The sequence below is a fragment of the Ramlibacter sp. G4-7 genome (genome assembly GCF_057784995.1).
Genome location: NZ_JBYNTT010000001.1, coordinates 576,641 through 592,139, shown reverse-complemented (window position 1 = coordinate 592,139; position 15,499 = coordinate 576,641). Strand labels below are relative to the sequence as shown.

13 protein-coding genes are annotated in these 15,499 nt (G+C 69.0%); 5 read left to right on the top strand and 8 right to left on the bottom strand.

The genetic code is table 11. From position 1 onward, the window contains the following. Positions 1-3: 3 nt before the first annotated feature. The 7 genes from AC3EGR_RS02885 to apbC form a co-directional block, all read right to left on the bottom strand. Positions 4-2,970: a formate dehydrogenase subunit alpha gene (locus AC3EGR_RS02885; RefSeq protein WP_488544923.1), complete on the bottom strand. Its 2,967-nt coding sequence runs from the start codon at positions 2,968-2,970 to the stop codon at positions 4-6. Positions 2,971-2,985: 15 nt separating this feature from the next. Further along, the gene (locus tag AC3EGR_RS02880) at positions 2,986-3,195 is read right to left on the bottom strand and encodes a formate dehydrogenase (protein WP_488544922.1); all 210 of its coding nucleotides are present in this window, start codon (positions 3,193-3,195) and stop codon (positions 2,986-2,988) included. Between the two features lie 233 nt (positions 3,196-3,428). Continuing rightward, complete coding sequence (locus AC3EGR_RS02875) at positions 3,429-4,046, bottom strand: TorD/DmsD family molecular chaperone (RefSeq protein ID WP_488544921.1); 618 nt, start codon at positions 4,044-4,046, stop codon at positions 3,429-3,431. Beyond that, positions 4,043-6,130 carry a 4Fe-4S binding protein gene (locus AC3EGR_RS02870; protein WP_488544920.1) on the bottom strand — a complete coding sequence of 696 codons (2,088 nt, stop codon included), beginning with the start codon at positions 6,128-6,130 and terminating at the stop codon, positions 4,043-4,045. The genes AC3EGR_RS02875 and AC3EGR_RS02870 overlap by 4 nt, the downstream gene beginning before the upstream one ends. Next, a complete protein-coding gene (locus tag AC3EGR_RS02865) occupies positions 6,057-6,743 on the bottom strand; it encodes a DUF3306 domain-containing protein (RefSeq protein WP_488544919.1) in 687 nt (228 codons plus the stop codon). The genes AC3EGR_RS02870 and AC3EGR_RS02865 overlap by 74 nt, the downstream gene beginning before the upstream one ends. Beyond that, on the bottom strand, positions 6,736-7,284 hold the full coding sequence (locus AC3EGR_RS02860; protein ID WP_488544918.1) for a DUF3305 domain-containing protein: 549 nt from the start codon (positions 7,282-7,284) through the stop codon (positions 6,736-6,738). The genes AC3EGR_RS02865 and AC3EGR_RS02860 overlap by 8 nt, the downstream gene beginning before the upstream one ends. Positions 7,285-7,294: 10 nt before the next feature. Continuing rightward, a complete protein-coding gene (apbC, locus tag AC3EGR_RS02855; RefSeq protein WP_488544917.1) occupies positions 7,295-8,383 on the bottom strand; it encodes an iron-sulfur cluster carrier protein ApbC in 1,089 nt (362 codons plus the stop codon). Positions 8,384-8,456: 73 nt separating this feature from the next. Between apbC and metG the strand changes: the two genes are divergently transcribed. Beyond that, entirely contained in the window at positions 8,457-10,541 is a 2,085-nt protein-coding gene (metG, locus tag AC3EGR_RS02850; RefSeq protein WP_488544916.1) for a methionine--tRNA ligase, read from the top strand. On the opposite strand, the gene AC3EGR_RS02845 is transcribed toward metG, so the two are convergent. Then, positions 10,498-11,427, bottom strand: a complete 930-nt coding sequence (locus AC3EGR_RS02845) for a LysR substrate-binding domain-containing protein (protein WP_488544915.1) — start codon at positions 11,425-11,427, stop codon at positions 10,498-10,500. The two genes, metG and AC3EGR_RS02845, sit on opposite strands and share 44 nt — an antisense overlap. Positions 11,428-11,531: 104 nt before the next feature. Here AC3EGR_RS02845 and AC3EGR_RS02840 point away from each other — a divergent pair, with 104 nt between their 5' ends. From AC3EGR_RS02840 to AC3EGR_RS02825, 4 genes are all read left to right on the top strand, one after another. After that, positions 11,532-12,512, top strand: a complete 981-nt coding sequence (locus AC3EGR_RS02840; protein WP_488544914.1) for a Bug family tripartite tricarboxylate transporter substrate binding protein — start codon at positions 11,532-11,534, stop codon at positions 12,510-12,512. 5 nt (positions 12,513-12,517) lie between these two features. Further along, on the top strand, positions 12,518-13,363 hold the full coding sequence (locus tag AC3EGR_RS02835; RefSeq protein WP_488544913.1) for an N-formylglutamate amidohydrolase: 846 nt from the start codon (positions 12,518-12,520) through the stop codon (positions 13,361-13,363). A gap of 24 nt (positions 13,364-13,387) precedes the next feature. Continuing rightward, positions 13,388-13,603, top strand: coding sequence for a hypothetical protein (locus AC3EGR_RS02830; RefSeq protein ID WP_488544912.1), 216 nt, complete (start codon positions 13,388-13,390; stop codon positions 13,601-13,603). A 219-nt stretch (positions 13,604-13,822) separates the two neighbouring features. Next, complete coding sequence (locus tag AC3EGR_RS02825) at positions 13,823-15,475, top strand: SulP family inorganic anion transporter (protein ID WP_488544911.1); 1,653 nt, start codon at positions 13,823-13,825, stop codon at positions 15,473-15,475. Positions 15,476-15,499: the final 24 nt, after the last annotated feature.

Here is a 15,499-nt window from a genome sequence, read left to right as displayed (position 1 = left end):
TTTTCAGGCGGCGCGCTGCACGTCGCAGATGGTCGTCTTGGTCTCTTGCATCATGGTGACGCTGTCGTAGCCGTAGGTCGTGGCGGTGTTGACCGCCTCGCCCCGCACCACCGGCGCGGCGCCGTTGGGGTAATGCGCCAGCATGTCCGCGCCCTGCCAGCGGCCGGAGAAGTGGAAGGGCATCCACACGGTGTCGGGGCCCACGCGCTGGGTCACCAGCGCCTGCACGTTCAGCTGCGCGCCCGTGGGGGTCTTCAGCCACACGCGGTCGCCGTTCTTGATGCCGCGGTTGGTGGCCGTCTGCGGATTGATCTCCACGAAGGCTTCCTGCTGCAGTTCGGCCAGCCACGGGTTCGAACGGGTTTCCTCGCCGCCGCCTTCGTACTCGACCAGGCGCCCGGAGCTGAGGATCAGCGGGAACTTCTCGGCCAGCTTGTCGTCGACGTTCTTCTGCTGCAGCGACTTGTACAGCGTCGGAACGCGCCAGAAGGCCTTCTTGTCGTCGTGCGACGGGTACTTCGCCACCAGGTCCGGCCGCGTGCTGTAGATCGGCTCGCGGTGCTGCGGGACCGGGTCCGGGAAGTTCCAGACCACCGCACGCGCCTTGGCGTTGCCGAAGGGGTGGATGCCGTGGTTCTTCATCGCCACGCGGATCAGGCCGCCGGACAGGTCGGTCTTCCAGTTCTTGCCCTCGGCCGCGGCCTTCTCGACGTCGGTGAGTTCGTCCCACCAGCCCAGCTTCTTGAAGAAGATGTGGTCGATCTCGGGATAGCCCGTCGTGATCTCGGAGCCCACCGGCGCGGAGCCGTCCTCGGCCAGCAGGTTGACGCCGTCCTTCTCCACGCCGAAGTTCGCCCGGAAGCAGCCGCCGCCGTCCATGACATGCTTGGTGGTGTCGTACAGGTTGGGCGAACCGGGATGCTTGAGTTCCGGCGTGCCGTAGCAGGGCCAGGGCAGGCCGAAGTAGTCGCCCTGGATGTCGTAGCCCGTGACCGGGTCCTTGGCGCTGCCCTTGGCCTTGAGCGTCTTGACGTCGAAGCTGCCCATCAGCTTCATGTGGGCCTTCAGGCGCTCCGGGCTCTGGCCGGTGTAGCCGATGGTCCAGTTGGACTTGTTGATCTCGCGCAGGATGTCCTCGGGGACGGGTTCGTCCATGCCCTTGACCTTCTGCATCTTGAAGTTCTTGACCAGCTCCTGGCCGAAGCCCAGCTTGTCCGCCAACTGGTACATGATCATGTGGTCGGTGCGGCTTTCCCACAGCGGCTCGATGACCTTCTCGCGCCACTGCAGGGACCGGTTGGACGCCGTCACCGAGCCGCTGGTCTCGAACTGGCTGGCCGCCGGCAGCAGGTAGACGGCGCGGTTCGGGTTCAGGTCCTTCGCGTCGCCGGGCATGGCGGCCATCGCCGCCGTCGCCGAGGGATAGGGATCGACCACCACCAGCAGGTCCAGCTTGTCCATGGCCCGCTTCATTTCCAGCCCGCGGGTCTGCGAGTTCGGCGCGTGGCCCCAGTAGAAGACGCCGCGCAGGTTGGGCGTCTGGTCGAGGAATTCGTTCTTCTCGAGCACGCCGTCGATCCAGCGCGACACGGTCATGCCCGGCTTGGTCATCATGCCGGGGTTCTCGAAACGGCCCTTGATCCAGTCGTAGTCCAGCGCCCAGACCTTGGCGAAATGCCGCCAGGAGCCCTCGGCGATGCCGTAGTAGCCGGGCAGCGAGTCGGGGTTGGGACCGATGTCGGTGGCGCCCTGCACGTTGTCGTGGCCGCGGAAGATGTTGGCGCCGCCGCCGGACACGCCGATGTTGCCCAGCGCCAGCTGCAGGATGCAGGTGGCACGCACCATCGCGTTGCCGATCGAGTGCTGCGTCTGGCCCATGCACCACACGATGGTGGAGGGCCGGTTCTTGGCCAGCGTCTCGGCGACCTTGAAGACCTCGGCTTCCGGCACGCCGCAGGCTTCCTGCACCTTGTCCGGCGTCCACTTGGCCATCACGTCCTCGCGGACCTTGTCCATGCCGTAGACGCGGTCGTTGACGTACTTCTTGTCCTCCCAGCCGTTCTTGAAGACGTGGTACAGCACGCCGAACAGGAAGGGGATGTCGGTGCCGGAGCGGATGCGGACGTACTGGTCCGCCTTGGCCGCGGTGCGGGTGAAGCGCGGATCGGCCACCATCAGCTTCAGGCCGTTCTCCTTGGCGTGCAGGACGTGCAGCATGGAGACCGGGTGCGCTTCGGCGGCGTTGGAGCCGATGTACAACGCAGCCTTCGAGTTCTGCATGTCGTTGTACGAGTTGGTCATCGCCCCGTAGCCCCACGTGTTCGCCACGCCGGCGACGGTGGTGGAGTGGCAGATGCGCGCCTGGTGGTCGCAGTTGTTGCTGCCCCAGAGGCTCACGAACTTGCGCATGAGGTAGGACTGCTCGTTCGAGTGCTTGGACGAGCCGATCCAGAACACCGACTCCGGTCCGCTCGCCTTGCGCAGGTCCTGCAGCCGGGCGGCGATCTCGCTGTACGCCTGGTCCCAGGAGATGCGGACGTACTTGCCGTCCACCAGCTTCATCGGGTAGCGCAGGCGGAACTCGCCGTGGCCGTGCTCGCGGATCGCCGCGCCCTTGGCGCAGTGCGCGCCCAGGTTGATCGGCGAGTCGAACACCGGCTCCTGCCGCACCCACACGCCATTCTCGACGACGGCATCGATGGCGCAGCCCACCGAGCAGTGGGTGCACACGGTGCGCTTGACCTCGATGCGGCCTTCACCGATCGCCGGGGCGTTGTCCTTGGCACGCGCCTTCTTCACCAGCACGAGCTGCGAAGCGGCGAGGCCGACGCCGACCCCGAGGCCCGAGCGGCGCAGGAACGCGCGGCGGTCCATGGTGGGCAGCGCCGTGGCCAACCCGCGCTGCAGGCTGTGGACGAAGGGCGAGCGTGGCGTGGCCTGGGCAGAACCCGACTTTTTCGTGAGCAACATGGATCTCTCCAGCGGTCAGACCTGGGTGGTCTTGTAGTAACGCTTGACGTGCTCCGTCACGCGATAGCCGCCACCCCTCTCGGGCGCGGGCGGCGTGTCTTCGGCGACGGGGAGTTCGGGGGTGGCGGTCCTGGGGAGCGTGACGACGGCAGCGGTGGCTGCGCCGGCAACGGCTGCTCCCAACACGAAGCCCCGGCGGGAGGGCTTGGCCTGGCTTTCGGACATGTGGGTCTCCTGAAGCTCTTATGAACAACTCTTCATACTGTAGTAGAGCAATCCGTGCACCGCAATCGAGCATGCGCCTCGATTCTCAGGGAAAACGCTAGGCGACAGGAGCCCGACAGGATCCCGTCTCAAAACGAGACGCCCGTATTAGGGAAAGTGCCGTGCGATTGGATGGCGCGCAAGGGAATAAGCGTGCCCGGGGCGCCACGCTCGACGGCGTGGGCCGCAGTCCCCTACCCGAGCATGTCGAAGCCCTGCGCTTCGACGTCGAGGAAGGTACGCGTGAACTCCGCGAGCCGCGCGTAGAAGTGCGCCTTCGGATGCGCGGCGATTGCATCGCACAAGGCTCCCGCCCAGGGCTGCAGGTGCGCTGCGAAGAACTCGCTCTGGCGCGCGAGGTTGGCGACGGCGACGTCGTCGCCCGCGATCAGGTAGCGCATGACTTCGCAGACGTAGGCGATGTGGTCCTCCGTCTCCGGCATGGCGTCGTCGCGCGCGAGCCCCAGGGAAGCGAGCGCCTCGCGCAGCCGCGCGAGCGGCTTCTCGTTGAGGAAACCACTGAGGTAGTGCGAACCAAAGAGGTAGACCTCGGGCTTGCCGACGCCACCGAAGAGCGCGTCGTACTCGTCGGCGATCTGCCGGTCGCCGAGCTCGCGCGCCGCGCCGACGACCTGCCGCCAGGGTTCTTCCAGCAAGCCGCCTTGCGCCGGCGCCTCCGTCACGGCGACGCGCAGCGCCGCCAGCAGTTGCGGCGAAGGCGGGGCGTAATACAGCTGCGACAGCAGGCCGTAGATCTCGGCCCGCGCCGTTTCCTCGTCCAGCGCACTCGTGGTCGGCAGGGGCTCGCTCATAGGTCGAGGATGCGGGACTCGTCCTGCGCGCTGTAGATGTCGATCACGCGGCAGTCGCCGCACATCTTCAGCCGCTCCGCGGCGGCGCCCTGGAACATGGCGTGGCCGGCGAGCTTGCCGATCATCGCCTCGATGCCCTTGAGCGTGCCGAAGGGCTTGCCGCAGCGCACGCAGGCGAAGGGCTTGGCCTCGTTGACGACGCGCGGCTGCTTGCGCTCGGGCGTGAGCAGCAGGCGCGGCTGCAGCGTGATCGCCTGCTCCGGGCAGGTCGTCTCGCACAGGCCGCACTGCACGCAGTTCTTTTCCACGAAGCGCAGTTGCGGGGCAGTCTGGTTGTCCTGCAGCGCGCTGGCCGGGCAGGCGCCGACGCAGGACATGCACAGGGTGCACTTGTCCTTGTTCACGTCCACGGTGCCGAACAAGGCGCCGGCGGGCAATGGGATGGACTCGGGCCTGAGCCTGCCCTGTTCGACCAGGTGGTCGAGGGCGAGCTCGAGCGTGGTGCGTTTCTCCGCGGAGACGGCGTAGCGCGCGCGGGTGGCCGGCACGGCGCCCCGGCGGCGCGCCAGCAGCTTCAGCTCCTGGTCCAGGTCGCTCGCGCTGCGCGCCTGCAGCAGGCTCAGGTGGCTGCCTTCGTAGCCCAGCCCCGTGAGGATGGACTGCGCCACCTGCATCTGCGCCTGCAGCCCTTCCAGGTACTGCGGCGCCTCCTCGTTCGTCGCGAGCACGGCGACGTGGGCCGCGCCCTGGGCGATGGCAGTGAGCCACAGGTCGATGCCCGTGCTCGCCACGTGCCAGAGGGGCATCGGGATCACGCCGGCCGGCACGCCGTCGGCGACGCCCACGCGGGCGGCGCGACCGAGCTCCTCGACCAGCGCCTGGCCGCGCTCCTGGCTGTGCAGCAGCACGACCGGCGCCGTGCCGCCGGCCTTCTCGTAGGTGGACACCAGGGTGCGCAGCTTCGCGCCCTGCTCGCTGGCCCGCGGATAGGCGAACGTCAGCGCGCCGGTGGGGCACACGGTGGTGCACGCGCCGCAGCCCACGCACAGGTTGGGGTTGACCTTCACCTGCTGGCGCGACTTGTCGCTGGAGATCGCCTCGGCCGAACAGATCTCGATGCAGGCGTTGCAGCCCACCTTCTCGTTGCGGCTGTGCGCGCACAGCTTCTGCTTGTAGGCGAAGAACCTGGGCTTCTCGAACTCGCCCACCAGCTCGCGCAGCTTGAGCACCACTTCCAGCGCGTGCGGGCCGTTCTCCTGCTCCGGCGGCAGGTGGAAATAGCCTTGCGGCGGCGCATGCTGCACGAAGGCGGGCGCCCGGCGCAGGTCCAGCACCAGGTCGAAGGTGTCGGTGTGCGACACCGGCGCGCGGGCAAAATCGATGGCGCCGGCCACGTCGCAGGCCTTCACGCAGGCGCGGTGCGACTTGCAGGCCTGCAGGTCCACCTGGTAGTCCAGGCCGATCGCCTGCTCCGGGCAGGCGGCGACGCAGGCATTGCAGCGCGTGCACAGGTCCAGGTCGATCGGGTTGTCCTGCGACCAGGCGAGCTGGAAGGCGCCCAGCCACCCAGTGAGGGTCTCGATGCGGCCGCCCACGATCGGATAGCGACGCTCCTGCTCGCCGCTGCCGCCGCGCGAGAAGATGGTGATGTCCAGCGCGTCGCCGATCACGTGGGCGAAGCGCTCGGCTTCCTCCAGCCGGCCGATCAGCAGCAGGCGGCCGGCGCTCTTGTAGGTGACGGTGGGGACCGGCTCCGGCTCGGGCATCCTGGCCACCGCGAGCAGCGCCGCCAGCTTGGGCATGGCGCTGCGCGCGTCCTTGCTCCAGCCACCGGTCTCCCGGATGTTCACGAAGCGGATCGGCGAGACCGCGCCTTCGGTCTGCCGGCCCAGTTCGCCGAACAGGCGCTTTTCCTGCGTGCAGGCGACCACGACGTCGTCGCCGCCCTTGACGGCCTGCTGGAACGCGCCCGCCTCGCGGCGGCACAGCGTCGAATGCAGCGTCAGGGATTCATCGAGAGCCCGCCCCAGGGCCTTCGGGTCCAGGGGCATCGTCTTGTTGCAGTCGCAGATCAGGGTCGGCATGGTCTTCGGCCGGCGGTAATGCTTGCGCGGTCCGGGTGCTGGACTGTGCCACGGATTGGGGCGCGCCCGCATCGGGGCTTGCGCTCCCCGTGGGGGATTTGCCAACGGCGCCCTCTTCCTTTTCCTCTTCCTCCTCCTCGAAGAGCTTGAGGAACTTCGCGCTGGCGAGCTTGCGCAGCATCTCCGGCGGGATGGGATCGGCCTTGTTGTAGTCCCCGATATAGGTGTCCAGGCCGTCCATGGTGTTGAAGTGGGGATCGCTGAACAGCTTCTTCAGCGCCGTGTTCTTCACTTCGGGGGCGACGCCGGGCTGGACGAAGCGGCGGAAGTCGGAGTCCCTGGTCAAGGCCTGCGCGTCCTCGAGCGTCGGTGCGGGCTCCGCGGCCGGAACGCCCCCACCCTGGCCCTCCCCCAGAGGGGGAGGGGAGGATGCAGCCTGGCCCTCTCCCAAGGGCCGAGGGGAAGAAGCAGTCTGGCTCCCTCCCCCACTGGGGGAGGGCTGGGGTGGGGGCACGCCCGGCGCGAGCTCCTTCGGCGGCTCCTCCGCCACCTCCTGCCCTTTGCGGACTGCCTCCTTGCGCTGCGACCAGCGGCCCAGGAAGCCCTCAGCCATTGCCGTCCCCTCCGCCGTACTTCTTTTCCGTCGTCACCGACGCCGGCTGGCCGAAGCGGTCCTGCAGCGGCTTGAAGCTTTCGGGGCGCTTGCGCTTCTTGGGCTCCGGCACGTAGTGCTCCAGGTAGAAGGCGCGCATCCACTCGACCACGTGCGGCGGCGCGGGCACCTGCTCCACCGTCTCCTGCGCATCCATCCAGCGCGCCGCCTCGTTGTAGCTGAGGGTCACGATCAAGGGGCGGGGGATGGGCTCGTCCGCGACGGTGGCCTCTTCCTCCATGCGCCAGAGCACGAACCAGCAAGGCGCCGGGGAGTTCACGTTGAGGTAATACCCCTCGGCTTCGTCGCGGAACAGCTCCACCCGCAGGGCGGGATGCAGCCAGCGCTCGCCGTCCTCGACCTGGACCAGGCGGCGTGGCTCGGTGCCGAAGCTTTCCTCCTGGGCGACCACCTCGGCCAGCTCCCAGCGCCAGGGCTGCCACTGGCTGCGGGTCGGCAGCTTGCGCAGGATCACCGCAACGTCGAGGGCCGGGCGTTCCATGCGGGAATCCTCAGGTGTTCTTGGACACCGTGATGGTCGGGAACTTCGAGGAGAAGTCCTTGGCCTTGGTCGCGATCTTGACCGCCACCTGGCGCGCGATGCTGCCGTAGATCTTGGCGGCCTCGCTGTCCGGGTCCGCGACGACCGTCGGCTTGCCGCTGTCGGCCTGTTCGCGGATGTGCAGCGCCAGCGGCAAGGCCCCCAGGTACTCGATGCCCTTCTCCTGGGCATAGCGCTTGCCGCCGCCCTCGCCGAAGATGTGTTCGGCATGGCCGCAGTTGCTGCACACGTGCACGGCCATGTTCTCCACGATGCCCAGGATGGGCACGCCCACCTTCTCGAACATGGTGACCGCCTTGCGCGCGTCGATCAGGGCGATGTCCTGCGGCGTGGTGACGATCACCGCGCCCGTCATCGGCACGCGCTGCGACAGCGTGAGCTGGATGTCGCCGGTGCCCGGGGGCATGTCGACGATCAGGTAATCGATGTCCTGCCAGTTGGTCTGGCGCAGCAGCTGCTCCAGCGCCTGCGTGGCCATGGGGCCGCGCCAGATCATGGCCTCGTCCTGGTTCACCAGGAAGCCGATGGACATCACCTGCACGCCGTGGTTCTCCAGCGGCTCCATGGTCTGGCCGTCCTCGCTTTCGGGGCGGCGGTCGATGCCCAGCATCATGGGCTGGCTGGGCCCGTAGATGTCGGCGTCCAGGATGCCCACGCGCGCGCCTTCGGCCGCCAGCGCCAGCGCCAGGTTGGCCGCCGTGGTGCTCTTGCCGACGCCGCCCTTGCCGGAAGCCACCGCGATGATGTTCTTCACGTTGGGCATCAGCTGCACGCCGCGCTGCACCGCGTGGGCGGTGACCCGGGTGGTGATGTTCACGGAGGCGTTGGCCACGCCCGGCACGGACTTGGCCGCCGCGATCAGCGCGCGCCGCAGCTCCGGCAGCTGGCTCTTGGCCGGGTAGCCCAGTTCCACCTCGAAGGACACGTCGCCGCCCTCGACCTGCACGTTGCGCACGGCCTTGGTGGAGACGAAATCCTTGCCCGTGTTCGGGTCCTTGACGCCCGCGAGGGCCGCGAGCAACTGTTCCTGGGTGGCCATAAAGCTTTGTGTCTCCGTGTCCTGCAAGTGTAGCGGTCACGAATAAAATGCCCGGTTCCCCCGGAAAGCCCCCATGTCCCAGCGCAAGCTCTTCGTCACCACCGCCCTGCCCTACGCCAACGGCAAGTTCCACATCGGCCACATCATGGAGTACATCCAGGCCGACATCTGGGTGCGCCACCAGCGCATGGCGGGCAACATGGTGCACTTCGTGGGGGCGGACGACGCGCACGGCGCACCCATCATGATCGCCGCCGAAAAGGCGGGCAAGACGCCGGAACAGTTCGTGGCCGAGATCGCCGCCGGCCGCAAGCAGTACCTCGACGGCTTCCACATCCGCTTCGACAACTGGCACTCCACGCACAGCCCGGAGAACACCCAGCTCGCGCAGCAGATCTACCTGGACCTCAAGGCCAACGGCCTGATCGCCAGCAAGACCATCGAGCAGTTCTTCGACCCGGAAAAGCAGATGTTCCTGCCGGACCGCTTCATCAAGGGCGAGTGCCCGAACTGCCACGCGAAGGACCAGTACGGCGACAACTGCGAGGTGTGCAGCAAGGTCTACTCGCCCACCGAGCTGATCAACCCGTACTCGGCGCTGTCCGGCGCCAAGCCGGTGCTGAAAAGCTCGGAGCACTTCTTCTTCAAGCTGTCGGATCCGCGCAGCATGGAGTTCCTCAAGAAGTGGACCGCCAGCGGCACCGTGCAGCCCGAAGTGCTGAACAAGATCAGCGAATGGCTCGTGCCCGGCGAGGACGGCCACACGGCGCTCGGCGACTGGGACATCAGCCGCGACGCGCCCTACTTCGGCATCGAGATCCCCGACGCGCGCGGCAAGTACTTCTATGTCTGGCTCGACGCGCCGGTGGGCTACCTCGCCTCCCTGAAGAACTACTTCGACCGCGGCGGCGCCAGGGCGGCGGGCGAGACCCGCTCGTACGAGGAGTTCATCGCCGATCCGGCGAGCGAGCAGTACCACTTCATCGGCAAGGACATCATCACCTTCCACACGCTGTTCTGGCCGGCGATGCTGCACTTCAGCGGCCGCAAGACGCCCAACGCCATCTTCGTGCACGGCTTCCTCACCGTGAACAACGGGGAGAAGATGAGCAAGAGCCGGGGCACCGGGCTCGATCCGCTGAAGTACCTGTCGCTCGGCATGAACCCCGAATGGCTGCGCTACTACCTGGCCGCGAAACTGAACGGCCGCAACGAGGACATCGACTTCAATCCCGAGGACTTCATGGCCCGGGTCAACAGCGACCTCGTGGGCAAGTACGTCAACATCGCCAGCCGCGCCGTCAAGTTCGTGCCCGGGGGCCAGCTGGTGGCGGGCGAGCCCCTGGCCGCGATCGACCCGCAAGCCCTGGTGCAGACCGTGCGCGGCCTGTACGAGGCGCGGGACTACGCCAAGGCGCTGCGCGAGATCATGGCCGTGGCCGACCAGGTCAACACGGCCTTCGATGCCGCCGCCCCCTGGAAACTGGCCAAGGAAGGCAAGGGCGACGAAGCCGCGGCTGTGGGCAGCTGGTGCCTGCAGATGTTCCGCCTGCTCACCGCCTGCCTGCGTCCGGTCCTGCCGTCGCTCGCCGCACAGGCCGAAGCCTTCCTCGGCTGCGAGCCGCTGGACTGGTCCAATGCCGCCAAGCCGATGCCGGCGGGCCACCAGGTCGGCAGCTACAAGCACCTGATGCAGCGGGTCGAGGACAAGCAGCTGGATGCGCTGTTCGAGGCGCCTGCGGAGGCCGGAGCGCCCCCACCCCAGCCCTCCCCCAGCGGGGGAGGGAGTGACAAGCCGGGCGGCGAGGACATCGCGCCGACGATCACGATTGACGACTTCGCGAAGGTCGACCTGCGCATCGCGAAGATCGTGGACTGCAAGGCCGTCGAAGGGTCCACGAAGCTGCTGCAGCTCACGCTGGATGCGGGCGAAGGGCGCATGCGCAACGTGTTTTCCGGCATCGCGTCGGCCTACAAGCCCGAGGACCTGGTGGGCAAGCTCACGGTGCTGGTGGCCAACCTCGCCCCGCGCAAGATGAAGTTCGGCGTCAGCGAAGGCATGGTGCTGGCCGCCAGCCACGCCGACGAGAAGCAGAAGGCCGGGATCTACGTGCTCAACCCGTGGCCCGGCGCCGAGCCGGGGATGCGGGTTCGCTGAGCGCCGCCTGCTCCTGCACCCAGGCGGAGAAGCGTTCGACCGCCGGATGCGCCCCCAGTGCGCGCCGGCGGCACAGGAAGTAACCCCGGCCGGTCGAGGCGGTGCCCGGCACGGGCATCGCGAGCCGCCCGGAAGCGAGGTCCGCTTCCACCATGCACTTCTGCACCACGGCCACGCCCATGCCGCTGCGCGCCGCCTCGATCAGGTTGATCACGAGGTCGAAGCCGCTGCCCTGCCAGCCGGCGGGCAGCGTGGCACCGACGGCTTGCGCCCACAGGTCCCAGTTGTCCGGATACATCGAGTGATAGAGCAGCGGCTGCGCCAGCAACTCGCGCGCGTTGCGGATGCGGCGCCCGAGCGCGGGCGCGCACACGGCGACGACCTCCCGCCCCACCAGGTAGTCCGCCGCCACCTGCCGCGGCCACTGCTGCCGCGGCTTTTGCTTCAGCGCGATCCACAGGTCGACGTCCTCGCGCAGGAAGTCGTCGTCGCGCCGGTACGGGCGGAACTCGATCGCGATCTCCGGATGGCGCGCGTGGAAGTCCTCCAGCCGTGGCATCAGCCACAGGTTGCCCAGGCTGGTGACGACGGACAGGCGCAGGCGCATCCGGTCGGCGCGGCGGCCCAGTTGCACGGCCGCCGCCTCCAGCGCCGCCACGGGCTTTTCGACGCGCCGGCGCAGTTCCTTGCCGGCCGCCGTGAGCTGCACGCCGGCGCCGGAGCGGGCCAGCACGTCCACGCCCAGGTCCTGCTCCAGCCGCGCCACCGCGCGACTCACTGCGGCCTGGGTGACGAACAGTTCGTCGGCCGCCTTGCGGAAACTGCCCGTGCGCGCGACGGCGAGGAAAGCATGCAGCTCCACGAGGGAGGGACTGCGGATCGGCATGCGCCGATTACAGCATGTCATCACCCGCGGAAAAAAAGTCGCTGGACCGGCCCGGCCGGGAACCCTAGCCTCGCGGGCGCTACCAACCTCGCAAAGACCCGCCGATGCACACCCGCCAGTTCCTGAAGGCCACCGCCGCCGCCACCGTCCTCGTCCTGGGCAGCGCCTTCGCGCAGCAGCCCTTCCCGAGCCAGCCGATCAAGCTGGTCGTGCCCTTCGCGCCGGCCGGCTCCACCGACATCGCGGCGCGCCTGCTCGCGGAATACGGCAGCCGCGAACTGGGCCAGCCCGTCATCGTCGACAACAAGGCGGGCGCGGGCGGCTCGGTCGGGATGGAGTTCGTCGCCAAGAGCAAGCCGGACGGCTACACGCTGGGCATGGCCACCGTCAGCACGCACGGCGCCAACCCCGCCGTCTACGGCAGCAAGCTGAAGTACGACCCGGTCAAGGACTTCGCGCCGGTCACCAACGTGGCGACGACGCCCAGCGTGTTCGCGGTGAACCCCGGCAAGGTGCAGGCGAAGACCATGAAGGAATTCCTGGCCAGCGCCAAGGCCACGCCCGGCAAGTACACCTTCGGCTCGCCCGGCACCGGCTCGCTGGGCCACGCCAACATCGAGCACTTCATGGCGCTCGCGCACGTCAAGCTGCTGCACGTGCCCTACAAGGGCGCGGGGCAGGCGATGAACGACGCCCTCGCCGGGCAGGTCGACGCGATCACCGACAACCTGCCCTCGGCGCTGCCGCACATCAAGGCCGGCAAGCTGCGCGCGCTGGCCGTGCTGTCCGAAAAGCGCTCGCCCGCACTGCCCGACGTGCCGACCTACGGCGAGCTGGGCTTTCCCCAGATGGGCGGCGGCGGCTGGTTCGGCGTGGTCGCGCCCGCGGGCACGCCGCCCGAGGTGGTGGCCAGGCTCAACGCCGCCTTCCTCAAGGCGATGAAGGACCCGGAGTTCCAGAAGAAGGTCGAGGAACTCGGCGCCACGCTCATCCCCGGCACGCCGGCGGAATTCGGCAAGCAGATCGAGCAGGCGATCGCGCGCTACCAGCGCGTCTCGCAGATGGCCAACATCAAGGCGGAGTGAGCGGCGTGGCGCCCTTCACCCTGGTGCCGCCCGCCGCGGCGCCGGTGCCGCTGGTGTGCGACTCCCCGCACAGCGGCACCTGCTACCCCGACGACTATTGCCACGCGGTCCCGCGCGAACAGCTGCGCCGCGGCGAGGACACGCACGTCGAAGCGCTGTGGCAAGCGGTGCCGCGCCACGGCGGGACGCTGCTGCACGCGCACTTTCCGCGCACCTACATCGACGCCAACCGCACGCTGGAGGACCTGGACCCGGACCTGCTCGCCGAACCCTGGCCCGAACCGCTGGCGCCGAGCGAGAAGAGCCGGCTCGGCTTCGGCCTGGTGTGGCGCAACATCGGCGCCGGCGTGCCGATCTACGACCGGGCGCTGAGCGTGGCGGAGGTGCGCCACCGCATCGATGCCTACTACCGGCCCTACCACGCCGCGCTGGCGGACGCGATCGAAGGCACGGTGCAGCGCTTCGGCGCCGTGTGGCACCTGAACCTGCACTCGATGCCCAACGACGCCTACGAGCGCCTGCAGATCGCCAGCCCGCATCCCCTGGCGGACTTCGTGCTGGGTGACCGCGATGGCACGACCTGCGAGCCGGCGTTCGTGGACCTGGTGGAACGCGCGCTGCGCGCCCGCGGCTACACGGTGGCGCGCAACGACCCCTACAAGGGCGTGCAGCTGATCGCCCGCATCGGCCAGCCCGCGCGCCGCCGCCACAGCCTGCAGATCGAGATCCGCAGGCCGCTCTACATGGACGAGGCGACGCGCGAGCGCAACGCCGGCTTCGCGCGGCTGCAGGAAGATCTCACGGCGCTGACGGGCACCCTGGCGGCTTACGTAAAGGCACAGGTCGGCTGAGCTTGCCACGCTAAGCTCGCGGGCATGCAGTCCCTCGTCCGCGCCGCCGTCCTGGCCCTCGCCGCAGCCGCCCTCTGCGGCTGCACCGTCATCACGGTGGCGGGCGCCGCGGCGTCGGTCGCCGTCACCGCCGGTTCGCTGGCCGTCGATGCGGCCGTGGGCGCGGCCAAGGTGACGGGCGCGGTGGCCGGTGTGGCCGTCGACGCGGTGCTGCCTTCCGGCCAGCCCGCCGGCCAGTAAGGCTCGCAGCCGGCGCAGGCGCTGGCGACGCGCCTGCCCGCGGCACCCGCGAAATGCGCTCGCGGGCGTGGCGACGCCCGGCGTACACTGCCCGCATGACCTCCGCGGTCCTGCCCATGCCGCTCTCGCGGCGCCGCCGCTTCATCACGCGCCTGCACCACTGCGGGCCTCCGGCAGCGGACTGAACCCTCGCGTTCCGTTCGACGACCGGAGAGTTCCTTGCCCGTTTCCTTCCCCTTCCGTCCCCGCCTGCTCGACGCCGTGCGCGGCTACGACCGCGGCCGCCTCGCCCGCGACCTCGGCGCCGGCGTGAGCGTCGGCATCGTGGCCCTGCCGCTTGCCATGGCCTTCGCGATCGCCTCCGGGCTCAAGCCCGAGGCCGGCCTGTGGACGGCGATCATCGGCGGCCTGCTGATCTCGCTGCTGGGCGGCTCCAGCGTGCAGATCGGCGGGCCCGCGGGCGCGTTCATCGTCATCGTCTACGGGATCATCGAGCGGCACGGCGTGGCCAACCTGCTGATCGCCACCGCCTGCGCGGGCGTGCTGCTGTTCCTGCTGGGGCTGCTGCGCCTCGGGCGCCTGGTGCGCTACGTGCCCCTGAGCATCGTCGTCGGCTTCACCAACGGCATCGCGGTGCTGATCGCCGCCTCGCAACTGAAGGACTGGCTGGGGCTGGACACGGGGCGCATGCCCGCGGACTTCTTCGCGCAGCTGCGCATGCTGCTCGCGCACCTGGACACCTTCAATCCCGCCGCCTTCGCGCTCGGGCTCGCCTGCGTGCTCGGCCTCTTCGCCTGGCCGCGCCTGTGGCACGCCCGACTGGCCGAGCGGCTGCCCGTGCCGGTGCCGGGCTTGCAGGAGGCCAGCGAGGTGGGCGCGCGCATCCCGGGGCCGGTCGTGGCCCTGGTCACGCTGACGGCCGTCGCCTGGTTCTTCCAGCTGCCCGTGGAAACCATCGGCGGCCGCTTCGGCAGCATCCCGCAAGGGCTGCCCGCCTTCACCCTGCCGGATTTCCGCTGGGAGACGGTCAAGCAACTGGTGACGCCCACGCTCACCATCGCGCTGCTGGGCGCGATCGAGTCCCTGCTGTGCGCCCGCGTGGCCGACCAGCTCTCCAGCCTTCCCCGGCACGATCCCGACCAGGAGCTCATGGCGCAGGGCGTGGCGAACTTCGTGGTGCCCTTCTTCGGCGGCATGCCGGCCACGGGGACCATCGCGCGCACCGTGACCAACATCCGCGCCGGCGCGACCTCCCCGGTCGCCGGCATCCTGCACGCCGTCACGCTGGCGCTGATCGTGCTGCTTGCCGCGCCACTCGCCCTGCTGGTGCCGCTCTCCGTGCTGGCCGGCATCCTGTTCTTCGTGGCCTGGAACATGGGCGAGTGGCGCGAATTCGCCCACCTGCGCCGCTACAGCGTCGACTACCGCATCAAGATGCTGGTCACCTTCGTGCTGACGGTGGTGTTCGACCTGACCGTGGCCATGCAGGTGGGCCTGCTGGCCGCCTGCATCCTGTTCATCCGCAACATGGGATCGCTCTTCACCGTCGAACGCATCCCGGGCGACGACGACGCCCTGCGCTACCGGCTGTACGGCTCCCTCTTCTTCGGCGCCACCGGGAAGATCGATCCGGTCGTCCAGGCGGTGGAATCGTGGCCGGGCCCGCCCGCGGTCGTCCTGGACGCCCTCCAGCTGGTGCACCTGGACACTTCCGGCCTGGACACGCTGCGCCAGCTGCACAAGGTGATCCTGCTGCGCGGCGGCAGCCTGCGGCTGGAGAACGTGCAGCCGCAGCCGCTGCAGGTGATCGAACAGGCCCGCTTCGGCGAGGAACTGGCGCAGCACCGGGCTTCGGAGGAGGTGGCGGCCTAGCGTCCCCGGGCTGCCGGGCCGGAA